General features: G+C 39.0%; 20 protein-coding genes and 1 pseudogene. 10 read left to right on the top strand and 11 right to left on the bottom strand.

All coding sequences use genetic code 11. The annotated features are described in order from the left end of the window. Positions 1–20 precede the first annotated feature (20 nt). Positions 21–935 (top strand): TauD/TfdA family dioxygenase, encoded by a 915-nt coding sequence (locus H6G77_RS09790; RefSeq protein ID WP_190592866.1) that lies wholly within the window; start codon positions 21–23, stop codon positions 933–935. Between the two features lie 232 nt (positions 936–1,167). Here the strand turns inward: H6G77_RS09790 and H6G77_RS09785 are convergent, their stop codons facing one another. Then, positions 1,168–1,323: a hypothetical protein gene (locus H6G77_RS09785; RefSeq protein WP_190592867.1), complete on the bottom strand. Its 156-nt coding sequence runs from the start codon at positions 1,321–1,323 to the stop codon at positions 1,168–1,170. An 82-nt stretch (positions 1,324–1,405) separates the two neighbouring features. Between H6G77_RS09785 and H6G77_RS09780 the strand changes: the two genes are divergently transcribed. Continuing rightward, the gene (locus H6G77_RS09780) at positions 1,406–2,764 is read left to right on the top strand and encodes an AAA-like domain-containing protein (RefSeq protein WP_190592868.1); all 1,359 of its coding nucleotides are present in this window, start codon (positions 1,406–1,408) and stop codon (positions 2,762–2,764) included. A gap of 24 nt (positions 2,765–2,788) precedes the next feature. Further along, positions 2,789–4,843: a carotenoid oxygenase family protein gene (locus H6G77_RS09775; RefSeq protein ID WP_190871462.1), complete on the top strand. Its 2,055-nt coding sequence runs from the start codon at positions 2,789–2,791 to the stop codon at positions 4,841–4,843. Between the two features lie 240 nt (positions 4,844–5,083). On the opposite strand, the gene H6G77_RS09770 is transcribed toward H6G77_RS09775, so the two are convergent. From H6G77_RS09770 to H6G77_RS09750, 5 genes and pseudogenes are all read right to left on the bottom strand, one after another. Beyond that, positions 5,084–5,530, bottom strand: coding sequence for a thioesterase family protein (locus H6G77_RS09770; protein WP_190592870.1), 447 nt, complete (start codon positions 5,528–5,530; stop codon positions 5,084–5,086). Between the two features lie 58 nt (positions 5,531–5,588). Next, positions 5,589–6,680 carry a T3SS effector HopA1 family protein gene (locus H6G77_RS09765; protein WP_190871461.1) on the bottom strand — a complete coding sequence of 364 codons (1,092 nt, stop codon included), beginning with the start codon at positions 6,678–6,680 and terminating at the stop codon, positions 5,589–5,591. 64 nt (positions 6,681–6,744) lie between these two features. Beyond that, on the bottom strand, positions 6,745–7,983 hold the full coding sequence (locus tag H6G77_RS09760; protein WP_190871460.1) for a phosphotransferase family protein: 1,239 nt from the start codon (positions 7,981–7,983) through the stop codon (positions 6,745–6,747). A 994-nt stretch (positions 7,984–8,977) separates the two neighbouring features. Beyond that, positions 8,978–9,298: pseudogene (locus H6G77_RS09755) on the bottom strand (DUF4351 domain-containing protein); the annotation flags it as partial. A gap of 109 nt (positions 9,299–9,407) precedes the next feature. Next, positions 9,408–9,725, bottom strand: a complete 318-nt coding sequence (locus tag H6G77_RS09750) for a TMEM14 family protein (protein WP_190592874.1) — start codon at positions 9,723–9,725, stop codon at positions 9,408–9,410. 87 nt (positions 9,726–9,812) lie between these two features. On the opposite strand from H6G77_RS09750, the gene H6G77_RS09745 reads away from it, so the two are divergent. From H6G77_RS09745 to H6G77_RS09735, 3 genes are all read left to right on the top strand, one after another. Continuing rightward, complete coding sequence (locus H6G77_RS09745; RefSeq protein ID WP_190871459.1) at positions 9,813–11,177, top strand: ATP-binding protein; 1,365 nt, start codon at positions 9,813–9,815, stop codon at positions 11,175–11,177. Positions 11,178–11,331: 154 nt separating this feature from the next. Then, positions 11,332–12,603 (top strand): tellurite resistance TerB C-terminal domain-containing protein, encoded by a 1,272-nt coding sequence (locus H6G77_RS09740; protein ID WP_190592876.1) that lies wholly within the window; start codon positions 11,332–11,334, stop codon positions 12,601–12,603. Positions 12,604–12,658: 55 nt separating this feature from the next. Continuing rightward, the gene (locus H6G77_RS09735) at positions 12,659–13,987 is read left to right on the top strand and encodes an ATP-binding protein (protein ID WP_190871458.1); all 1,329 of its coding nucleotides are present in this window, start codon (positions 12,659–12,661) and stop codon (positions 13,985–13,987) included. Positions 13,988–14,011: 24 nt separating this feature from the next. Here the strand turns inward: H6G77_RS09735 and H6G77_RS09730 are convergent, their stop codons facing one another. Further along, complete coding sequence (locus H6G77_RS09730) at positions 14,012–14,968, bottom strand: WD40 repeat domain-containing protein (protein WP_190871457.1); 957 nt, start codon at positions 14,966–14,968, stop codon at positions 14,012–14,014. Positions 14,969–15,117: 149 nt separating this feature from the next. Beyond that, entirely contained in the window at positions 15,118–16,344 is a 1,227-nt protein-coding gene (locus tag H6G77_RS09725) for an OFA family MFS transporter (RefSeq protein WP_242049180.1), read from the bottom strand. Between the two features lie 204 nt (positions 16,345–16,548). Between H6G77_RS09725 and H6G77_RS09720 the strand changes: the two genes are divergently transcribed. Next, on the top strand, positions 16,549–17,460 hold the full coding sequence (locus H6G77_RS09720) for a cation diffusion facilitator family transporter (RefSeq protein WP_190871455.1): 912 nt from the start codon (positions 16,549–16,551) through the stop codon (positions 17,458–17,460). 302 nt (positions 17,461–17,762) lie between these two features. Continuing rightward, the gene (locus H6G77_RS09715; RefSeq protein WP_190592881.1) at positions 17,763–17,996 is read left to right on the top strand and encodes a Nif11-like leader peptide family natural product precursor; all 234 of its coding nucleotides are present in this window, start codon (positions 17,763–17,765) and stop codon (positions 17,994–17,996) included. A gap of 71 nt (positions 17,997–18,067) precedes the next feature. Here H6G77_RS09715 and H6G77_RS09710 read toward each other — a convergent pair whose 3' ends face one another. Then, positions 18,068–18,301 carry a hypothetical protein gene (locus H6G77_RS09710; protein WP_190592882.1) on the bottom strand — a complete coding sequence of 78 codons (234 nt, stop codon included), beginning with the start codon at positions 18,299–18,301 and terminating at the stop codon, positions 18,068–18,070. A 226-nt stretch (positions 18,302–18,527) separates the two neighbouring features. Next, positions 18,528–18,671 (bottom strand): hypothetical protein, encoded by a 144-nt coding sequence (locus H6G77_RS09705; RefSeq protein WP_190871454.1) that lies wholly within the window; start codon positions 18,669–18,671, stop codon positions 18,528–18,530. A 177-nt stretch (positions 18,672–18,848) separates the two neighbouring features. On the opposite strand from H6G77_RS09705, the gene H6G77_RS09700 reads away from it, so the two are divergent. Next, positions 18,849–19,982, top strand: a complete 1,134-nt coding sequence (locus tag H6G77_RS09700) for a saccharopine dehydrogenase family protein (RefSeq protein WP_190595315.1) — start codon at positions 18,849–18,851, stop codon at positions 19,980–19,982. A 285-nt stretch (positions 19,983–20,267) separates the two neighbouring features. On the opposite strand, the gene H6G77_RS09695 is transcribed toward H6G77_RS09700, so the two are convergent. Further along, entirely contained in the window at positions 20,268–21,566 is a 1,299-nt protein-coding gene (locus H6G77_RS09695) for a sodium:proton antiporter (RefSeq protein WP_190595314.1), read from the bottom strand. A gap of 151 nt (positions 21,567–21,717) precedes the next feature. On the opposite strand from H6G77_RS09695, the gene H6G77_RS09690 reads away from it, so the two are divergent. Beyond that, positions 21,718–23,085 (top strand): cytochrome P450, encoded by a 1,368-nt coding sequence (locus tag H6G77_RS09690; protein ID WP_190595313.1) that lies wholly within the window; start codon positions 21,718–21,720, stop codon positions 23,083–23,085. The last annotated feature ends 192 nt before the right edge of the window (positions 23,086–23,277 follow it).

Raw genomic sequence — 23,277 nt, 5'->3', positions numbered from 1 at the left:
TTCTGGAGTCTAGAATCATCATGAGTTCTCAATATTTTGATATCAAACCAGTTGCTGGACGCATCGGTGCAGAAATCATTGGCATTGATTTGAGTGCAAACCTCAGCGATGAGTTAATCAGCGATATTCGCCAAACCCTCGTCCAATACAAGGTAATTTTCTTTCGTGGTCAACAACTTGATGCTAATGGACAAGTAGCTTTTGCGCGGCGGTTTGGTGAAATCACCACAGCTCATCCCACCGTTCCTTCTTTAGAAGGACACCCAGAAGTTCTTGACCTTGATTACAGCCGCACTTCCAGCCGTGCTAACAACTGGCATACTGATGTGACATTTGTAGACCGTCCACCACTCGGCTCTGTTTTGCGGGCTTTGGTGATTCCTCCAAATGGTGGCGATACTATTTGGGCAAACTCAGTAACTGCATATCAAGATTTACCAACTCCACTACGTGACCTGGCTGATCAACTTTGGGCTGTACACAGTAACGCCTACGACTATGCCGCAGCTGTGATTGATTTACCAGAAGATGTATTAGCCCATCGGGCGGTGTTCACTTCCACCGTATATGAAACTTTACATCCAGTTGTACGTGTCCATCCTGAATCGGGAGAACGCGGCTTGTTCATTGGTGGTTTTGTGCGCCGCATTCGTGGTTTATCACAGAATGAATCTGATGAAATTATCAAATTATTGCAAGCATACATAACTCGCCCCGAAAATACAGTGCGTTGGCGTTGGCAAGTTGGCGATGTTGCTTTTTGGGATAACCGCGCTACACAACATTATGCAATTGCTGACTACGGCAACCAACCCCGTCACGTTCAGCGAGTCACGATTGTGGGTGATGTTCCTGTTGGGATTGATGGTAAGCACAGCGAAGCCATTAAGGGAGATGCTTCTGTATACAATCGACGCGAACCTGCTCTTGCTTAATTGAGCTTTTGAGTCGGAAACAGTCAGTTTTTACACCTCTCATCTCTGTATTTCCTGAAGTAGTCAATATTTTTGTGGCAGTCTGCAAACTATATATGCAGCTGCCTTTATCTATTTGTAAACTATGAAACTCTTCTACACACCTAACTCTCCCTACGCACGTATAGCAAGGGTGGCTGTATTGGAACTAGGATTTAGCGATCGCATCGAAATACAAAAATTACAAAAATCATTAAACATCACGATTCCGGGGAAAACTAGGCAGATCAACAGCAATATAAGCCCAAGGAACTGCTGAATCAGTCCAGATTTGATGCACTGGTTTAATAGAGATATGATTGTCAGCCGATTTTCTCATGAACACAGAAACGAATAAAGAACTAAACATAACAAATCATGCTGAATTTGCGAAAATATTGAACAGAACTTTTAGTTCTTTTTGATTGTGCTGATCAGGCTTGATAATAACAATGTACGCAAATAAAGCTCGACGCAGACGAGGTGTACTTCTAACACCTCAAGGATTAAAGAAACTTCAAACAGCTAAGTCTGAAGCAGAGATTCGGGAAAATAATGGTCATCGGTATACTCTGGAAGCATTGAGCGATCGCACAGGTTTATCAGTCGATTCAATTATGAAGATATTTGCTTGTGAAGTAGGAGTAGACAAGCAAACTTTAAAGTACTGTTTTCAAGGGTTTAATCTAGTTTTAGAGCAGAGTGACTATTGTCTTCCAGAATTACCACAGCGAAATCAAGCTTTAAGTACTAACTTGTCAGCAGCAGAACCAGAACCAGAAATACCAGAAGGTCAAGTACCGCTTGATTCTCGATTTTATGTAGAACGCCCTCCCGTTGAAGCTAATTGTTATAAAGCTATTTTGCAACCAGGAGCATTAATCCGAATTAAAGCCCCAAGACGGATGGGGAAAACTTCATTGATGTCCCGAATTCTTCAGTCTGCCAATAATGAGGGTTATCATACTGTATCTTTAAGTTTTCAACTGGCTGATACAGCCATATTTCAAGATTTAGATAAATTCTTACGTTGGTTTTGTGCAAGTATCAGTCTGGGTTTGGATTTACAAAACCAACTAGCAGACTATTGGGATGAGCTATTTGGAAGCAAAATTAGCGCCAAAATTTATTTTGAACATTATATTTTAGCTAAAATAATTAACCCAATTGTTTTGGGTTTGGATGATGTCGATCGCTTATTTCAATATCCAGATTTAGCTGATGATTTTTTTGGGTTGTTACGCGCTTGGCATGAAGAAGCTAAAAATCGAGAAATTTGGAAAAAATTACGGCTAGTTGTAGCCCACGCTACAGAAGTATATATTCCCTTGAGTGTGAATAAGTCACCTTTTAATGTGGGTTTACCAGTTGAATTACATAACTTCAACAAAGAGCAAGTTCAGACTTTAGGCGATCGCTATGGGTTGAATTTTGGAGAGCAATCATTAGAAAAACTTTTCGATTTGGTCGGTGGTCAACCCTACCTTGTGAGATTAGCTTGTTATTATTTATGGCAACACCGTATCAGTGTAGAAGAGTTGTTATCAACTGCTCTGAGTTCGGATGGCATTTATCGTGAACATCTGCAACAACAGTGGTGGAATCTCCAACAAAATCCAGAACTAGTGGACACATTTGCACAGGTGATTAAATCCCCTCAACCAGTGGAATTACATCTACAGCAAGCGTTCAAGTTGCAAAGTATGGGGTTGGTTAATCTCTACGGAAATCAAGCTACACCTAGCTGTAGGTTGTATGCCGAATATTTCTGCGATCGCCTGCATTACCAGCCAGAATCAATTGTTTCCTAAAATCATCAGGTGTAATAAATATCTATGTCTACCAGTAATTTCCAAGACTCTCCACCAGTTCCACCATCAATAAGAAATGCTAATCAATACGAATATAACCAGCTACCCTTGCAAGTCCTCGAAGGAACTCTCCCCACGGATGTGCAGGGGCATGTTTTTATGGTTACTTCCATAGGAACCGTTAACTCTGGCGGCTTACCCTATCCTGATGGAGATTCTTTATTGTGCGGCGATGGGATGATTTATCGGCTAGATTTTGATACCGAAAATCAAGTGAAATTAACTACGCGCATAGCCAAACCACCTGATTATTATGCTGACAAAGCAACTGATTCTGTCTCTCAGTATCAAAAATTTCGTTTTAGTAATCATGGACTGACGAGATTTTCCGTTCCATTGGGTATTCGTAACCAGCTAAACACAGCTTTTCTCCCGATGAAGTTTTCCGAAGATACACCAGCAAGGTTACTAGTTACCTACGATGCTGGCCGTCCTTATGAAATTGATACTGAAAGTCTCGATGTTGTTACCCCAGTAGGATCTAATCAAGAATGGCAATCAGAAGTACAAGGATATAATGCACCTTTTCAACCATTTTTGAGTACTGCCCATCCTGCTTTTGACCCTCATAGCAAAGAGATGTTTACAGTTAATTATGGCAGATCATTATTTAATTTTTTAGACTCAATTGCTGTTATTCACTTGATTGACCAATGGCTACATAATATCTGTAACTTGTGGCAACCGAAACTGCTTAAAAGTAGTTTAAATGCTGTATCTCAATCTTTATTATCAATATTTGGCTATCTTTATGGCAATTACTTCAAATGGTTCAATAAATCACCAATAAAAATCAAAGACTTTGTTTCTGTTATGTGTTGGGATGGGGCAACATCTTTAAAACAGTGGCAATTAGTTTTACCTGATAGTTCTCCCGTAAAAATTGAACAAACTATACACCAAATCGGGGTCACGAAAGACTATATCGTGATTATGGATACATCTTTTACGATGGGGGTAGAACAAGTCTTAAATAATCCTTTACCCCATTATAAACGCCTGGAAAACATACTCAGAGATATATTAGAAGAACCGCCTTTGCCATACTCGGCAGTTTATATTGTGCCACGGAATCAGTTGCAACCAAATACTAAAACAGTAACAGTCAAAAAAGTTATCTTGCCATTAGAAGCAGCACATTTTTTAGTAGATTACGAAAATCCTGAAGGAAATATTACACTGAATGCCGCGCATATTGCTGGTATGGATGTCTCGGAATGGGTAAGACAATATGATGTTTCTGCTTATCCTCAATATAAACCAGAAGATTTGTGTGGAATGGTACCTGGTCAAGTTGATCTTGGGCGAATGGGACGTTATGTAATTCATGGAGAAAGCGGAAATATTCTCCAGTCGCACATTATTTCTGATGCTAAATGTACCTGGGGTACAGACCTTTATACTTATCCTGACCAAGATTCTCAAGGACAACCTTTAAAATATCTAGATGATATTTATTGGTGTTCTTTTGGGCTATGGAAAGACTTAATGACCAAATTTGTTGTCACTCAGTATCAAAATTACAAAAATCGCTTAATTCCTCTTGAAAAAGTCTTAGACATGGCACGTAGTGGCGTACCAGCATACTTGTTTAGACTTCATGCTTCATCCACAGAATCACCAGCAATTGTTGATAGCTACGAACTACCACCAGGATATGTAGTGCTTTCGCCTCAGTTTATGCCATATCGTGGTGCAGAAAAACCCACAGATGGTTATATTGTCTGCACAGTTTGGCATGGCCAAGAAAATGAATATTGGATTTTTGATGCCAATCATTTATCTAAAGGCCCTGTATGTAGATTATCCAGTCCCCCATCTCAACAGCCACTTCATTTTGCGATGACTTTGCATACTGCTTGGCTACCAAAAATTGGCAAACGCCAAGCAAGTTATTATCTTGATGTCCGCCAAGATTACCAAGAATTAGTAGCAAAGGCAGCCAAAAGATGTCCTAAGATTGGTAAATTATTTGAAGATTATGTTTACCCTAATTTTGAGCAAGCGAATAAACCGTAATCACTTGTAGTAACAGAGACAAGGAAGACAAGGAGGATGGGATAGATAAGGGAGAGAGATGTTTGTAAACCATTTAGATTGCTAAGTAGAAGGACTAAATTAAAACTAACTTGAGATGACAGGGTTTCGACTTCGCTCAACCCTCTTCTAGTCAGTTTATCGAGCATTGAGCGTTCGCGTAGCGTCTCCCTTGGGGAGAAGTCGAAATGCGTCTTCTAAATAATTGTGTCCACATACTTATCACATTACCTCCCGTGATTTCCTCCTCTCCGCGCCCTCTGCGTCTCTGCGGTTCGTTTCCAACCACTGCATAATTTCCGCAGATAATTCTTGCTTAGTTCTACTATTCACATCAATACAAACATGGCGAGTGATAGCTTTAGCCACTAACACATCTGCAATTGTAATTTCGTAAGCAATTTCAAATTTATCAGCACTTAATTTCTGGGGAATTAAACTAATATTCAACTCATCTCCGCAATACATCGGTCGGAAAAAATCGACATTGGCGTGAACAATTGGAAAAGCCACTGAAGGTTTAGTAAAAAAAGCTTTGAGATTCATTCCCGATGCGTTGAGAGATGCTTCATAAGCTTCATGACAAATGCTCAAAACATTAGCAAAATAAACTACACCCGCCGCATCAGTATCTGCAAAGCGCACAGTACGGTTATAAATAAAAGACATTTTTGTCTAATTAAAAATTAAAAAACAAAGTAGCAAGCGAATAACTTGCCATATCAAATTATCTCACTGTTAAGGGGTAATATATATCTTCAGAACTAGGGTTTAAGTAAGGGCGTTGTAAGTCAACTGAGTGGAGGGCAAAGTGTTTTTCAATTGAGTTCATTCTTTCTTCTATGGCATCTTTACCTTTTTGCCATACTTCTAGTAAAGCATGAGCAACAATTTGGCAACGGTTCATCCCAAAAGTTTCTTGAATGGCGAATTTTTGAATTGGTTCTTCGGCTAAACTTAGACCTGGGGCTAAAAACTTGGTAAATAAAGGTATTTCTGGCTGAAAATGCGATTGATGTTCTTTATATACAGCCTGGAGAATTTGGTGAATTGCTGGGTAGTCTTCCCGTTCAAAGTACAGTAAGCCGGAGTCGTAGCGTCCGTAGGCTCTAGGATTGTAAAGCACTTGAAAGGTAAAAGGAAGAGACGCTTGGTTGAGGTGTTGCGTCAGACTATCCATCAGTGCGATCGCTCCATCTGCCGTAATATTAAAATAAATTCTGCCTATTCCCAATTCTGCATCTACACTCTGCTGTTCTTGTCCTACATCACTTACCGCCACGTAACAGCCATTTTGCAAATGATTTTTTGGCATCCAAATAGACACTGACTCACCCGGTTTAGCAGATTTGCTGTGAGGTTTGAGATGACAATCTGGTTCAATATATAATGTCAAACCAGATTTTGTTACCGCCATACTTCCATCAGGTTCCTGACGTAACACTTGCCAACTAGAGTCAAAATATCCTTTACCGTGGTTATTCGCGTGCAGTTGGGCGTAAAATTCCCAATCAATACCCAAATGAGAATTGTTCGCTAAATTTTGCTGTGGTAAGCAATGAGGCGTATCAGCATTCACCGCTAACGCATTTTGCAAAGAACCGTTGTAATAAATTCCATAAAGAAAATTACGCAGTAGCAAAGTCAGATATTTTTGCTGTAACGCCGCAGAATTTTGCCGAAATCTTTCTGCTACCTTCGCGGGTAAGGCAAAAGTTTGATACTCAGGGTGATGAATGGAAAAGTTAGATTCTATCTGGATATTTTTCGCAATATCAAACAGAGAATTTAACAGAGGGTTGGTAGAGGTGTCTAGCATTTTGAGTGGGGAGTAGGTAGATAAGGGAGACAAGGGAAGGGAGATGAAGAGAAAGGACAAATTTTTAACAGCCGCGTAAACGGGTTTTTTCGTAATATAAGGGAATTAATTTTTGTGATTTTTGCGGTTGGGTAAGCTGGTGCTGTGTAGCCATCGGTTGGATAATTTCTGCTTGAGTAACACCGAAAACTGTGTTTACAGATTTTTCGGGCATGGTTAGCAAATTCTGTGCTACTTGTAGGGTACACATATCAGTATTACAAAATTGCTGCTGATAGTTAATTTTTGCTTGAATGTGGTGAATCAGTCCTAACCCGGCAAACTGGATGACACGCTCTACAAAGTCTGGGCGGTGTTCTAAAATAGCGGGAAAGGTATTGAGATAAGCTTGAATTAAAGTTAATAATGAAGGTTGAATCGCTTCTAGTGGGATAATCGCTAACTGTAGGGATTCTTCTAATTCCAGTGCGACATCGACAACTAAACTAGAAAGCCAAATATTTAAATAGCTGGCGATTAAAGTACCTAAATCAAATGCGGGATCTCCCCAAGCGCAGGCTTCCCAGTCGATGAGGCGCACTAAGCAGTTATCTAATTTATCCCAACGGGAATGTAGCAAAATATTATTTAACGTCAAATCGTTGTGAGTTAAACAGCAAGGTTTCCACTCATAAGCTAAATCTGCGATCGCAGATTCTAAACTCTCATCACGCTGATAAACAGTATAAAATTGCCATGCTGATTTCGGCACTGCACCAAAAATCTCTGGTGTTAGTGATTCTATACCCTGCGCTGGGTTGTAAAAGTTATAGCGATACTGTCCTTGTGGCGCTGTAGCCATAAAATCACGATATTCGCGGCGTTGAAAAGTCGCGCGATGTAAAGCTGCAATGGTTGTACCAATAGCAGTGGCTATCTCTGTCGGAAAGCTATGGTGATGTTGATAAAAGCCACCTAATTCCAGATATTCACTTAAATAATTGCGGACAAGGAGGGAATTTTCCTCATCGTAATGTACTACTAATGATGCGATCGCTCCAATATTACCTAATACTGGAAACTGCTTGAGTAATTGATGAAACAGCCATTCATTAAAAAATTCATGCAGGTTTCCCGCATTTTCCTGGTGCTGTTCTTGTTTAATTAGCAGTTGCTGATTATTTCCCAGAGTCACTAGTAAATTGAAATTCTTTTTGCTACTTCCTGGCAACTGAGATAAGTCTAAATCGCCATCTTCTAAGCTACACAAGCCTGCTGCGTGCAGATACTGGGTAACATTTTGAGAAGATAATGGTAATAACATATTTGATTTCCTATTTCGTAAAAGTGCTGAGATAATCAATTACTTATTTTCAGGATTATTGTTACTTGAGGAATTTAAGTAGATAACTATAAGTATCTAAATATCGATTATTCTTTCTTCTCCACTAATATCTTATTTCTGATATTTAGAACTGCCAAAATGGCATTAATAACTTTATTTTTACTTTAAAAATTACCATTATTTGCTATCGAATCTTTAAAATCATAATATACAATTGTGGAAATTACTAGCCTTATTTGTTGCAGTGACATTTTCTGATTTAACAAAAAAACAAAAAGTAATTTAAATTACTGATTGCTATTTTTTTTTAATAGCAGCGTTAAAATCATTAAATACAACAATACATAAATCAGTCACAAATACTGCTATGTCAGGCATTTGGCGTTTATTGATACCTGATGAATATATCACTTTTGAGTTAATTTAAATATCAGCATAAATATTCAGTAACACCAAAAATATGATTTCTTAGTTATCTCACGATCATGAGGTAACTAAACCTGATAACTGGAATAACTCATCCATCCACAGCAATAATTTAAGACTTGTCTATAAATAACTGTCTCAAGATGGATATTACTGAAAAATTAGGATGACAAACTGATTCAGGATGTTAATTATTCCTGAAATTACGTTAAAATAATATATGCAGAATTTATCAAAGTGATATGTAAAAATTCACGAGTCAGAATTCAGGAATCAGAATTTTGTGCTGAATAATTATTTCTGACTTCTGACTCTTGGATGCTGAATTTTTACTTGAACATGAACGCATAAACCCCGGTTGCTGAATGGGTAAACTCTCGACTGTACCCAAAAATATCAAAATTACATGCAATCTTATTTTTATTTATCACTGGTGAATCAGCAAAACCGGATACTTTGGCAAAAGGATGATGACTTTTTTCCAGTCAAATATTAGTCATTATTTATGACATTCAGCAACAAGCTAAGTTTTTAATAATACTTACTTTTACTTTGAGGTGGCTGCTAACCAAGAGAGTAAATCAGCCATACTGGTAAAATCTAACAATGCTTCGCCCAAGTTTTCTAATTGTTCTAGGGAGAGAGTTTCCACTTGTTCGCGCACATCTTGAGATAATTCTCCCACACGACGAGTTAGTTGACGCAGAACAAGCGATCGCTCTCCTGCGGTTCTTCCTCTTTGTTCTCCCTCTTGCAGTCCTTCCTCTTTGATTTCTCGGTAAACTCGTGTTTCCTTGAGTGTAATTCCTAGCATTGCTTCTACCTCTGTGCGACTTAGTTGCTCAAACTTGTACACATTGAGTCTCGTCGCATTTAGACATTCAAATAAATAGATTTTTCCTGATCAAAGTATTTGTAGCGATCGCCACAGCTATACAATAATATAAATGTACTACAACAGGAGACTCATCTATATGTTATTTAACCACCAACTGATGCACCATCAACACCAGTGCCAGCGCCCCTAAAACAATCATTAGTCCCGCAGGCATAAACTTGCGTGTCTTGGCAAACCTCAAAGCAAACACAACCACCAAAACCCCAGCGACAAAAGCAGCTAGAGTTAAACCCCAAGGTTGTCCTTGCAAGTACCAGTAAGCAAATAAAATCAGTAACAAACCACTAACACCACCACTCAGAAGTGAAACCAGACTACGCGCTTGCACGTAGCCAATAATTCCACCAACAATTGCGAAGATACCGTAGGCAAAAGCAGCAATTATACCTAAATTCATTGTTAAAACCTATGTAGATTTTGACTTTACAGCCAAGGTCGGCAGACAATTTACCATAGCTATTTAGCTATTTCACCTAGTTGATTGATGGATATTCCCGCAATGCCAACGGCAAGTACTTCGTCCTATGTCCAGGTGCAATTCCTCCAGCGTCAAGCAGCATCTCTTTTACTTTATCAATCTGTCCTCCAAAGCGAAGCCGCGATCGCCTTTCTGGAACTGTTGCAAGCAATACGTTACACTGATGCCGATGGCAGGAGTTGTCTGCAAGCCTATGGCAATTACTTCCACGCCTTAGCCGCAAGCCGTCAAAATTGGGAAGACCATTTAATTTCCCAAATACTCCTGGCGGAAAACCCCTTTAGCCGAATGGCGCAGCAACAAGATTTTCGGGAATTACCCCCGGCTTTAATTGCAGCCGCTCAACATGATTTACACATCTTACAAAGCCTTTACGAATGTAGCACAGCATCTCTCAGCGAGTGGGTACAAGCTGTAACTCATTTGCCAGTTTCGCCTGTAGTTTGGTATCAAGAACACAATCCTACCACCAACCAAACCCTGCATTTGCCAGATTGGGAAAATTGGGCTGATGCTGTGGAAGAATTAGCCGCTTATTATCAAAAATTTGGTGTAGGTTTATTTGCCGAGTATCGCGCCTTGCGTTGGCAAGATGGGCAGTTTGTTGGTATTCCTTATCCTGACCCCATTAAGTTAAGTACACTGGTGGGTTACGAATGGCAGCGAGATGCTTTGCTGAAAAATACAGAGTTTTTACTAGCGGGTGAAACAGCATTGCATGTATTACTTTATGGTAGTCGCGGTTCGGGGAAATCTTCTTTAGTCAAATCTTTGTTGAATGAGTATAGCGATCGCAACCTAAGTCTACTAGAAGTTGGCAAATCTGATTTACATGATTTACCAAAAATTGTCGAACAGTTACGCGGGTTGCCACAAAAATTTATCATTTTTGTCGATGACCTCTCCTTTGAGGAAGATGACGACGCTTTTAAAGCTCTTAAAGTAGTTTTAGAAGGTAACTTAACAGCACGACCGCAAAATGTAGTTGTCTACGCTACCTCCAACCGCCGCCACCTCATTCGAGAGTATTTCGCTGATAGACCCACCCCCAAGGATAATGAAGAAATCCATGCTTGGGATACGATGCAAGAGAAGTTATCATTTAGCGATCGCTTTGGTTTGACATTAACCTTTGAGCCAGCAAATCAAAATACTTATTTAACAATTATTCGTCATTTAGCCACACAAGCCAAAATTAATCTCAGCCCAGAAGATTTAGAATATCAAGCATTACAGTGGGCAACCCGTCATAATGGCCGTTCTGGACGCACAGCACGACAATTTATTGACTTTTTAAAAGCAGATTTATCTCTCTTTGGTACAACTAATAATGAAAGAATCCAGAATCCAGAATCCACAAGTCAGAATTGAAGACAGTATAATGACTCATACTTCTCAATTATTAGACTCTCTACCTAGAACAATATTGATTAATCATTCTGCATTCTGAATTCTGACTCCTGAATTCTTACCTTATAAATCTGATCCTCAGCCCCAATCTTAATTACGAATTCACACCAGCAATATGCAAGCAGTAATGGTCAGTAATCGATTTCTTCTAGGTGTAGTTGCCTTTAGTGTAAGTTTTGGGCTTAGTCTGGTTCCGAATTGGAATTTTGGTCAAGCTTTCCTAACAGGCATAATTACTGTCCTGGCTACATATACTGCCGCATTATTTGTTGATAAACGCCGGAGACATCATGAAATGCTGGTGTTAACAACCTTACGCAAACGCATTAAAGAGCAAGAATCTTTAAAAAATCGCATTTACAGAGAAATCAAACAAATTGAAGAACATCACAATTTGTTATATGCTGAGAACCAAAAACTGCAAAATCAAATTGCCGAATCTCGCAATCAAAGAGATAGTCTGCATCGAGAATTAAGTAATTTTGCCGGACAAAAAAAGCAATTAGAAGCTGAAACGAATAACCTTAAAAATACCATTCAAACTCTAGAGCAAACTAATACAGAACTTAGTAATATTTGTGCTAACCTCACAGCCGAAAAACGCCGTTTAGAGTTACATAGTAATGTTTCTCATGCTGAAATTGCCCAGTTACAAACTCAACTTCATGAACTACGCCAAGACAAGCAAGAAATTGAGAGTAACTTAACCTTACTAGGTAGACTCAAACCGCAGCTAGAAGAAAAAATGTATGAACTCAGGGTAGAAATTCAAGAGCTAGAAACTGTTGTTCATCAGCAAAATAAATTATTGGCAGATATCACTACAGAAAAGAATAACATCACCAATAGCTTAACTGAATTACATCAGCAAATAAATGATAAACAATCAGACATCCAACAGTTAAATAGTCAAATTTTAATCTTACAAGGAGAACGAGATTTATTACAAAGTCAAATTTGGGACTTACTGCAACAAACAGAAACACTCAATTTAGAACCTATACCAATAAATCTCTCCCTAGAAGATGAACCCGAATTATTTCCGTTTGCTGATTTAATTGCACCTTCAGAAGATCCCAGTGAAGACTTACCAGAAGAATGGACTAATTTGTTAGAAAAATTGCCAGGTCATGAAATTGAAGTATTAAAAGCAATATTACAAGCAGATAACCCCAAAGCAAGCATTAAACAAATTGCCGAAGCTAATATTACCATGCCTAATCTCTTGATTGATTCTATTAACGACCGAGCAAATGATACCATTGGGGAATTAATCATCGAACCAGGCGAAGACACTCCCTCAGTGTATCCAGAACATCAGCACAATGTCCGCAAAATGATTGCTATGTACGAAGACTTGATGAGCAGGCAAGCATCATCAAATTAAATTACTTGTTATCGTAAAATTATTATTGCGCGAAATCTAAAATCTAGTGAAGTACATGGCAAAGCTCAAAATCTCGAAGAAAGTTTCCACTGCTTTAATTAATTCCCTGGGTGCGGGAGTAGTACCAAGACTAGGAGTTGAACACATAGCAGTTGGTCGAGAACAAGAACTTAAAAGCCTGATACAAAATCTAGATGACATTGCCGAAGGTGTCGCCGCATTTCGCTTTATTATTGGTAATTATGGTTCCGGTAAAAGCTTTCTCCTCCAAATGATTCGCAACCGTGCAATGGAACAAGGCTTTGTCGTAGCTGATGCTGATTTATCTTATGAACGCCGCCTCGCGGGAAGTAATAATGAAGGTTTGGCGACTTATCGAGAATTAATGAGTCACCTTTCCACCAAAACCCGTCCTGATGGCGGTGCTTTAGTTTCAATTTTAGAAGGTTGGATTAATAAAATCCAACAAGAAGTTGCCAAAGAAACTAATATGCGTCCCAACGACGAAGGTTTTGATGACCAAGTAGAAGCCAAAATCAGAGAAGTTGTGCAGTATATTGAAGACTTAGTTCATGGTTTTGATTTTGGCAATGTGATTATTGCTTATTGGCGTGGTTATCGATTAGATGATGATAATTTAAAAAATGCGGCTTTGCGGTGGTTGCGGGGTGAATTTAGCACCAAAATTGAAGCTAGGTCGGCTTTGGGTGTGCGGGTAATTATTGATGATGAAAGTTGGTACGACTACATTAAATTGTTAGCTAAATTTGTGGCTGAAATTGGTTATAAAGGTTTGTTAATTTTGTTAGATGAAGCGGTAAATTTGTATCAAATATCTACTACTGTTACCCGCGAGAAGAACTATAACAGACTGCTGGCGATGTTTAACGATACCATGCAATGTAAAGCCGAACATCTGGGGATTTTTATTGGTGGTACAACCAAATTTTTAGAAGACCAAAACCGGGGACTATTTGCTGACCAAGCTTGGCGCAGACGTACCAAAGAAAGTCGCTTTGCTACCCAAGCGAATGTTCAGGAATTTTTAGGGCCAGTTATTCGGTTAAACCCCTTGAGTGAGGCTGAAATTTTCACGCTTCTACAACGCCTGAAAGAAATTCATGTAACCCACTATGGCTATGATAAAACGTTGAGCGATCGCAACTTACAAGAATTCTTACAAGAAATCGTTAGCCGCTTAGGTGCAGAAGCCTTACTCACACCCAGCGAAATCATCCGCGACTTTATTAGTGTACTGAATATCTTACATCAAAATCCAAAAATGACATTCAGCGAATTAATTCATGGTTCTCAATTCAAACCTACAGCCGTTGGTAAAAATTCAGCTATTGATGAAGATGACGCAGCAGAATTTAGTTTGTAATCAAAGATAGAAATATACTAAAAACTAAATTGTTGCTATAGCTGTAGAATTCTTCCAAACCTCAACTGTGTTATTAGATTGTGCATGACCTACTAAAGTTTGTCCGTCAAAGCTAAGTGCGATTGAGCTAAATCTTAGCTCACTTGGAAAAGTATAGATATTTTTACCAGTTTGCACATTCCATACCTGAATTGAGCCATCACTACCACTACTAAATAGCATATTTTCATCAGGACTAAACACAAGACTATTGATGAAATCAAGATGAGAATGAAATTGTATATTCTTAAATTTATCTATTGTTTGAACTTGCTTTCCTGTTGCAATTTCCCAAATTTTTATTCCATCGTAACCACCTCCTGCTAAAGTTTCACCATTAGGACTGATAGCAAGTTTATGAACTCGGATATCGCCTTTATTTTCCATTTCTTTTATTATACTGCCTGTATTCAAATTCCAAATAGTTACATTATTAGTAGTTCCATTTCCTCCAATAAAAATTTTACTATCTGGACTAATGACAAAAGATAAAATACAGTCATATTGACCAGTGCGCTGATAAATTTTTCTACCCTTATGCAAATCCCAGATAATAGTTGTGGGACTTCTTCCACTTCCATGAGTTATTAGTTTTGTCATATCAGGACTAATGACGCTACAAATAGCACCTCTGCTTTTTAAAGTGCGAATCTTATTTCCAGTTTCTAAATTCCATATCTGAATTAACCTACCACCACTTACTAAAATTTTATTATCTGTGGATATAGCAACAGATTCGACTGTGTTTGACAGTCCATGTAGAAGCTCATCAGGTGCAAACATCCAAGTTCTAATTAATTTACCTGTGTTGGTATCCCAGACACTTATTTTTTGGTCATCAGCTCCACCTGTTACTAGAGTATTTCCATCTGTGCTAAGTGCGATCGCATTCTGGCGTTGATTAAATTTTATTGTTAATTGGTGTCTAAAAGCTTCATACATATTAATCATTTTTAATTCGACCGGACTAAAATATTGCATTAGGTTTAGATCAAAAACAGCAGATAAACGTAGATAAAAAAGATTTATGATTACAAATCTTTTTTATCTGCGTTTATCGACGGTTTTTCCGCCAAATCTAATGCGCTACTTTAGCCTGCCACGCTAGTAGAAGTAGAAAAGCTACGTTTGAGCATAAACACAGCTAACACAATTCCTAAAATTGCCAGTGCTGTCGTTGGGTAAAAGAAAATTGTATAACTGCCAAAAATATCTCGAATTCTGCCAGCTAACAAAGTTCCACCTAATGCACCTGCGCCGTAAGCCGTGAAAACTAGACCGTAATTTTTGGCATAGTCGGCGGATGAGAACAAAATTAAGGTGGTAGTAGGAGCGATCGCTAACCAGCCACCAAAGGAAAAATAAAATAGGGAAAATGCTACTAAATAAGTAGCGACAGTTCCTTGTCCAGCTTTTAGCATCATCAGCGATGCAATTAATACTAAAGTAAAAGAAACAATTGCTGCTAACTTCGGGCTAAAACGATCAGTAAACCAGCCAAAAAATATTCTTCCTAAAGCATTAAACACAGCAAATAAAGAAACTGTACTTGCGGCTGTGGTTGCATCTAGTTTAATGATTTCTTGAGCTAAAGGGCTAGAAATACCAATGGCCGCCAATCCTGAAAATGTACCGATGGTGTAGCACAGCCACAAACCGTAAAATGCTGGTGTTTGCAACATTGTCTCAGAATTGGTGAGTGCTGTACTTCCCGAAACTGCAACATTGGGATTCCAATCGGCTGGTTTCCAATCTGGAGGCGGTGTTTTTAAAACAGTGGCGATCGCTAAAATAATCAGTGTAAAAATTATACCTAAAATCACAAAAGTTTGCCGCACTCCATAAGCATCAATTAGTGATTTTGCTAAAGGTGCGGTAATTAACGGTGATAACCCAAAACCAATCACAGTTAAACCCACTGCAATACCTTTTTTATCAGGAAACCACTTAGCAATTACAGCTAACGGTACACCATAAACTATACCGACACCCGCACCAGCGATCGCACCATAAGTCACAGTTAATAATTGTAAATTGCCATCCAGACTCGACAAAATATAACCCAGTCCCATAATTACACCACCAACTGAGGTAATCGTCCGAGAACCGAAGCGGTTAATGTAAAAGCCAGTAATGGGCATCAATATGGCAAACATGATCAGCAAAACCGTAAATGGCAACAAACTTTCTGTTGCATTAATATTCAGTAATTTTTCGAGAGGTTTTCTAAAAATACTCCACGAATAAACAGTGCCAAGACAAAGTAAAACAATTGCACCAAGAGGAATTAGCAACCATCTGCCTTTGTCTACGGGCATACCAAAAAGCCGCATATATTACATCTATCCTGTGAAATTATTTTTTCAACAGTATCTCACTTTTTGGTATGGAAAATAATGTGAACCAATACTTCTCAAACTACTTCCTTGGCTGTGCTTAAAAAAACCTAAAAGTCTGGAGATAGATAAAACTAACAGCTAAATTTGTTACAGTTACCTAGCAATCACAGTTAAGTAGTCTGAATGAGTAGCCAAACAGCCCGCACCTACGCTTTTTTATCAATTGCAGCCGCAGTTGTAACTATTGGTTTAAAGTTTGGAGCTTACTTATTAACAGGTTCAGTGGGGCTACTTTCTGATGCTATTGAATCATGTGTAAATTTGCTGGCGGCACTAGTAGCATTATGGGCGTTGACTTATGCAGCTAAACCCGCCGATGCCGAACATACCTTTGGACATTCTAAAGCTGAGTATTTTTCGAGTGGTGCTGAAGGTGCATTGATTGTTGTGGCAGCTATTAGCATTGCCCTAGAAGCTTGGGGACGCTTGCAACATCCCGAACCACTGACTCAACTGGGCTTAGGGCTAGTGTTGTCATTATTAGCTACAGTAGTCAACGGTGTGGTGGCTGTTGTCTTACTCAAAGCCGGCAAACGCTTACGTTCAATTACCTTGCGAGCAGATGCTCACCACCTACTAACTGATGTGTGGACTTCTGGTGGTGTGATACTCGGAATTGTTCTGGTGCAGGTAACAGGTTGGTTGGTACTTGACCCCATCATTGCCCTATTGGTAGCAGTTAATATTATTTGGGCAGGATTTAATTTACTGCGGGAAACCTTTTCTGGGCTACTAGACACGGCTTTACCAAAAGAAGAACAAGAAATTATCCGGCAGATATTTAGTGAATACGAACATCAAAATATTCAGTTTCATGCTATGCGCTCTCGGTTAGCAGGAACCCGTCGTTTTATTTCCTTTCACGTATTAGTACCAGGAACTTGGACAGTACGCCAAGGACATGATTTATGTGAAGAGATTGAATTGAAGATTATTCAAGCATTACCAGGAAGTAGCATTATTACTCACCTTGAGCCTGTAGAAGATCCTGCATCTTGGAATGATTTGGAATTAGAGCGTCTGAGTCAGCAGTAATATTCGCCGTGAGCGTCAGCCGAACGGTGTAGGAGTATCAGGGTTTTGGTGCTTGTAATCAGGCAATCAGCCATAAGTAGTATGAAAAAACTGAAATGTCGTTAATTTTTCTATCTTACGGTACAAGACATCTCAACAAAAAATAATGCACATTAAAAGTAGTGCGAAAATTCTCAACTGACGATTAATATTTGATTTCTGGAAAAAAGTATAACCGAAAAATACTTTTGCCTACCCTCTACTCTCCACTGACACAGATAATTTCACGAAACAAAATAGATTACTGTAGGAGATGAATTATTATGGCACTACAAAATGCTGCAAGATTTTTTAAGGCAGTCAAAGCAGATCAAGCATTCCAACAAAAACTCAGAGCTACAGCCAATCCTGAAGCATTTGTCAAAATGGCTCAAGAACGTGGCTATGATTTCACAGTCGCAGAATTAGAGGCTGAGATTGATAATTTATCACCAGAAGACTTAGCTGCTATTGTGAATCCAGGCTGGGGGCCAAGACGGCACATCAATCCCAGATAATTCTGGAAATAATGGGCAAAAAGCCTATACAAAGACATAAAGATAGATCACATAGGCTTTTTGTCTTTGATTTATGATGCTAAACGTGCCTGTGCTAAATCACGTATCAACAAAGTCTTAGAATTAATGTAATCTGTCAAATTCAGAGTTTCTTCGTAATTCAGGACTTTGTTGCTTTCAATCTGTCCTAACAACAACTTAACCAAGTCTTTGTCATTAAGCCCAAGAAGAGTACTGCTTTGGGTTTGTTCCACCACAGCCCAAAACTGACGTAATATTTTGGAGTTGACAACGCACATCTTCATTACCATCGCTCCTGGCTGAAATGAACTCAAATCAGTGCTGACACAATCTAAAGAAAATCTTAAATTATGGGGGTTGATAGAATCTCATATATTACAAAAACTTATTAATTATATTTAGATTTACATATTAAACAAAATTTATTCATTAAAACCTTCCTCTTTCGTGAGTACAAGTTACCAATGACTCATGACACTGGGTGAACGAAATTTTGTGTGGGATTTCTAGCTAAGTATCCAAAAAATTACCCTCCATACCCCCCACACCTCCCACACCTCCCACACCCCCCACACCTCCCACACCCCCCACACCTCCCACACTCCCCACACCTCCCACACCCCCCACACTCCCCACACCTCCCACACCTCCCACACCTTTTTTCTCTCACCCCATTACACCCCTAAGCCCTTACACCCAGTTTTCACAGACATATTTGTGCGTCAGTGCTGGATTTATCCTCCTATATTGGTAGACGAGTCATACTTGTAACCGATGGCAAAGACTCCCAAAAACTGGTCAAATACAAGTAGTGTGACCCATACCGGAGTAATGACAGACCGCGTTTTAATTCTTGGAGGCAGGGGGCGAATTGGTAGCAGTGTCGCGCAGGACATTGCTAACCATACGCAAGCTAAAATTACCATCACTGGGCGTACTCCAGAGAAGGGAAGCTTGCCTTTGGCACAACGACAGCAGTATTTAGCTTTAGACTTGGCAGAAGTTGATAAACTACGAGAAGCGATCGCTAATTCTGATTTAGTTATTCACTGTGCTGGCCCGTTTCACTACCGCGATGCCAATGTTCTGAAACTTTGTATTGAACAAGGCGTTAACTATATAGATGTGAGTGACCACCGTTCTTTTACCAGCAAAGCTTTAAGTTATCACGAAGATGCTGTTGCGGCTGGGGTGACAGCAGTAATTAATACAGGCATATTCCCTGGTATGTCTAACAGTTTGGTGCGTCAGGGAGTAGAACAATTTGATGAAGCAGAAACAATCAAGCTCTATTATTTAGTTGCAGGTTCTGGTGGTGCTGGTATCACAGTTATGCGAACAACTTTTTTAGGCTTGCAGCATCCTTTTGAAGCGTGGATAGATGGTAAATGGCAGCAAGTCAACCCTTATAGTGAAAGAGAAATTATTAACTTTCCTCGCTATCAACGTAATGGAGTTTACTGGTTTGATATGCCAGAAACTTTCACATTGCCCTATGCCTTTCCTACTGTTAAAAATGTAATTACTAAGTTTGGCTCATTTCCAGATTACTATAATCATCTGACCTGGATAGCAGCACATATTTTTCCTCAGTGGTTAATGCAGCGTCATGGCATGATTGAATTTTTATCTCATGTCAGCCATAAAATGACAGATTTTACTAATCGTTTTAGCGGTATTGGTGTAGCAGTCAAATCAGAAGTTACAGGCAAAAAAAATGGTTCAACAGGTGTTTACACTTCTACTGTGCTGCACGATAATGCTACGGTAGCAACTGGCTGTGGTACAGGTACGGTTGCTCAATTAATTCTTGAAGGTAAACTGAATAAACCAGGAGTTTTACCTGTAGAAAATGCCTTACCAACAGATTTATTTGCTCAAGTCATGGACAGTCGAGGCATTAAAATTGAACATACCTTTTTCAACTCCCCTGAACAGGTTATCAGTTCTCGCGGTCAAGATTAAGACATATTAACAGGATAAAAGCTTGTAACCCTATCACCTGTCCCCTGTAACCTATCCCTAATATCTTCAATGGAAAAACCCCACGGGTGCTGTGGGGTTATTTGATTAGGGTCTCTTGTTATAGTACTAAAGTACTATGCGTAAGTAAAATTTGCAAATACTTTCTTTTTCTTATACCATTTCGTCGAAATCTTGATATTGTTTACACAGTCTGCTTGTCTAGAAATTTATCACATAGCAAGTGAAACCATGTAATTTACCAAGCAAACTATGTGATGTCCTTCTTTACTCAAATTCATCAATGGTAGAAGCAGGTAGCGGTTTTGTCTGTTTAGCAATATGAGCCTCATACCAATTCATTAAAGGAGTTGCACTAATGCCATGTAGAATTACTGATACCACGATAGTTGTATAGGTTATCCAGGCAATTTGTTCAGCAACTTCTCCCTTTAGACCATTGCCAAAAGCATAAGCCAGATAATAGAGGGAACCAACTCCACGAATTCCAAACCAACCAAACAGCCAACGAGTTCCAGGATGTAGATAATAGCGATGGGAACTCAATGGATGTTTACTAATTGTGCTGATCCACGCACCTAAAGGTCGGATCAAGAAGAACAAGAAAATAATTACAACTAAAGATTGCCAAGCATAATCAACCATAGGCTTGAATAGTAGAATTGAGCCTAATAATAAAATTGTGCCAACTTCTAACAGCTTTTCTAATTGCTCGATAAATTCTAATTGAGCTAATGGTTTTTCTGGATTGTGATAACTGCGTTGTACTACTAAGCCAGCAACAAATACTGCCAGAAAACCATAGCCATTAACAAATTCTGTTAAAGAATAAGTCAGCAAAATGATACTAATGCCAACAAAATCTTCCATTAATTTGTCAGCCGAACGACGCTTTTGAATATGTTGATCGAACCAGACTATAATTTTAGGAACTAAAATCCCCATGAATATTGCTGCTGCGATCGCCCAAAATATATCTATCACTATCCATTGTTTAAACCAATTGTTCCAGTTATCATCTTTTAAAGCATAAATACCAAAATAAACAAAGGGAAAAGCTAAGGCATCATTTAAACCACCTTCGGAAGTTAAACCAAAACGTAACTCATCTCTATCATTAGTATCAGTAAGTTGTACTTCTGAAGCTAATACAGGGTCAGTAGGTGCTAAAATAGCTCCTAGTAAGATAGCTTCTCCCCAATTCATCCCTAAAAATAATTTGCCCACAGCCGCCAAGCTAAAAATTGAAATTGGCATTAATATTCCAATCAGGCGAGATGTAATTCCCCAAACTCGCAAATTTAGTGGACTAATGATTTTTAATCCACAACTAAACACCGAAATAATCACAACAAATTCTGTCAGCCTTTCTAGTAATTCCGCGTTGAATACATCATCTCGACGTAATTGAATTAAACCTAAACCATAAGGGCCAAGAAAAATCCCAACCAATAGGTAGATAAGTGCAAAAGATAAAGGTAAGCGGGTAATCCAACCAGATGCTAATGTAACTACCAGTAAAACTAGTCCAATCAAAAACAAGTCGATAATATAAATATCAAACATGGAAATTAGTATAAAAAATCATATCAACTTGCTAGTTTAGTTGTATTATTTCTAGCAATAAATCACCTATAGATAGATTTCAGGAAGAAATAGTCCGGTAATTAATACCGTTCTTAAGTTAGTGAAAATAGCAGTACCAGGAATATTAGTGATGCAACTCCCTGACAGTCCCAAAATCCCCAAATTCATGCAGTTATTACAATGGATTTATCAGCCATTGCAATTAATGGAAAATTCTGCCAAAGTACATGGTGACTGTTTTACATTATGGCTAACCAACAAACAGCCAATGGTGTTTTTAAGTCATCCACAAGCAATTCAACAATTATTTACAGAAAACCTCAGTAATTTAGATTCTAGAGGTTCTGCTCAAGTTTTGCAGCCTTTGTTGGGCGAAAATTCTTTAATATTACTATCTGGTACATCTCACCAACGCCAGCGTAAGTTATTAACGCCGCCTTTTCATGGCGATCGGATGAAAGCCTACGGTAATATCATCGCCGACATTACCAAAGAAGTCATCAGTCAATGGAAATTTGACCAAGCATTTTCTGTCCGCGATTCTATGCAAGAAATCTCTCTGAGAGTGATTTTGCAAGCTGTATTCGGAATAACTGAAGGAGAACGTTATACTCAATTACAAAAACTCTTGGCTTCCATACTAGATTTAAGTGGTTCTAATTTACGTGCCACAATATCTTTTTTGCCAATAATGCAAGTAGATTTAGGTTCATGGAGTCCTTGGGGCATTTTTTTGCGTCAAAGAGAACAAATTGACCAACTACTGTATGCAGAGATTCAAGAACGCAGAAATCATCCCGAATCTTCTGGGAACGACATTTTATCTTTAATGATGTCAGCGCGAGATGAAAACGGCGAACCTATGACCGATGTAGAGTTACGTGATGAGTTGATGACTCTGCTAGTTGCTGGTCATGAAACCACAGCCTCAGCCTTAACTTGGGCATTGTACTGGATTCATCGCCAACCACAAATACGTGAAAAGCTTTTATCTGAGTTAGATAGTTTCGGAAACAATGCAGCTTTAGAAGAAATTACTCGTCTACCTTATCTAACAGCAGTTTGCCAAGAAACTTTACGGATTTATCCCATTGCGATGATTACTATCCCCCGGATTGTGAAACAACCTATAGAAATCATGAATCGTCAATTTGACCCAGGAACATTACTCGTAGGTTGTATTTATTTAACTCATCGCCGTTCAGATTTGTATGCAGAACCACAACAGTTCAAACCAGAAAGATTTTTAGAAAGGCAATATTCTTTATATGAATATTTACCTTTTGGTGGAAGTAATCGTCGTTGCTTAGGTATGGCATTTGCCTTATTTGAAATGAAACTGGTACTAGCAACGGTACTATCCCATGTAGATTTAGCATTAGTAGACGACTCTAGCGTTAAACCAATACGTCGCGGCGTTACCCTAGCACCTTCCAATGGCAAGTGGATGATTGCAACTGGACTGCGACAAAAAGCCGAGACTCCTATTAAAGTGTAGTTATGAAAATGGCGATCGTTTAGCTTATAGATTCATAAACAAAAAAGCCCCCTTTCTTAAGAAAGGGGGCTTTTTTGACTAAAAAGAGACCTGGCGCCGAGCAATTGTGGCAGGAGGCGACCCTCCAACTATCGTAGCCGCAGCAGCGTTTCACCTCTGAGTTCGGGATGTATCAGTGTGGTTCCACCGCGC

Origin of the sequence: Aulosira sp. FACHB-615, assembly GCF_014698045.1 — a bacterium.
Classification (GTDB): domain Bacteria; phylum Cyanobacteriota; class Cyanobacteriia; order Cyanobacteriales; family Nostocaceae; genus Nostoc_B.
This window is presented reverse-complemented; position numbering and strand designations above follow the sequence as displayed.

Bases quoted from the DNA above. Each gene is read 5' to 3' on its own strand.
- H6G77_RS09790 (WP_190592866.1), top strand. From the start codon at position 21: ATGAGTTCTCAATATTTTGATATCAAACCAGTTGCTGGACGCATCGGT.
- H6G77_RS09785 (WP_190592867.1), bottom strand. From the start codon at position 1,323: ATGTTTAGTTCTTTATTCGTTTCTGTGTTCATGAGAAAATCGGCTGAC.
- H6G77_RS09780 (WP_190592868.1), top strand. From the start codon at position 1,406: ATGTACGCAAATAAAGCTCGACGCAGACGAGGTGTACTTCTAACACCT.
- H6G77_RS09775 (WP_190871462.1), top strand. From the start codon at position 2,789: ATGTCTACCAGTAATTTCCAAGACTCTCCACCAGTTCCACCATCAATA.
- H6G77_RS09770 (WP_190592870.1), bottom strand. From the start codon at position 5,530: ATGTCTTTTATTTATAACCGTACTGTGCGCTTTGCAGATACTGATGCG.
- H6G77_RS09765 (WP_190871461.1), bottom strand. From the start codon at position 6,680: ATGCTAGACACCTCTACCAACCCTCTGTTAAATTCTCTGTTTGATATT.
- H6G77_RS09760 (WP_190871460.1), bottom strand. From the start codon at position 7,983: ATGTTATTACCATTATCTTCTCAAAATGTTACCCAGTATCTGCACGCA.
- H6G77_RS09750 (WP_190592874.1), bottom strand. From the start codon at position 9,725: ATGAATTTAGGTATAATTGCTGCTTTTGCCTACGGTATCTTCGCAATT.
- H6G77_RS09745 (WP_190871459.1), top strand. From the start codon at position 9,813: ATGGATATTCCCGCAATGCCAACGGCAAGTACTTCGTCCTATGTCCAG.
- H6G77_RS09740 (WP_190592876.1), top strand. From the start codon at position 11,332: ATGCAAGCAGTAATGGTCAGTAATCGATTTCTTCTAGGTGTAGTTGCC.
- H6G77_RS09735 (WP_190871458.1), top strand. From the start codon at position 12,659: ATGGCAAAGCTCAAAATCTCGAAGAAAGTTTCCACTGCTTTAATTAAT.
- H6G77_RS09730 (WP_190871457.1), bottom strand. From the start codon at position 14,968: ATGTATGAAGCTTTTAGACACCAATTAACAATAAAATTTAATCAACGC.
- H6G77_RS09725 (WP_242049180.1), bottom strand. From the start codon at position 16,344: ATGCCCGTAGACAAAGGCAGATGGTTGCTAATTCCTCTTGGTGCAATT.
- H6G77_RS09720 (WP_190871455.1), top strand. From the start codon at position 16,549: ATGAGTAGCCAAACAGCCCGCACCTACGCTTTTTTATCAATTGCAGCC.
- H6G77_RS09715 (WP_190592881.1), top strand. From the start codon at position 17,763: ATGGCACTACAAAATGCTGCAAGATTTTTTAAGGCAGTCAAAGCAGAT.
- H6G77_RS09710 (WP_190592882.1), bottom strand. From the start codon at position 18,301: ATGAAGATGTGCGTTGTCAACTCCAAAATATTACGTCAGTTTTGGGCT.
- H6G77_RS09700 (WP_190595315.1), top strand. From the start codon at position 18,849: ATGACAGACCGCGTTTTAATTCTTGGAGGCAGGGGGCGAATTGGTAGC.
- H6G77_RS09695 (WP_190595314.1), bottom strand. From the start codon at position 21,566: ATGTTTGATATTTATATTATCGACTTGTTTTTGATTGGACTAGTTTTA.
- H6G77_RS09690 (WP_190595313.1), top strand. From the start codon at position 21,718: ATGCAACTCCCTGACAGTCCCAAAATCCCCAAATTCATGCAGTTATTA.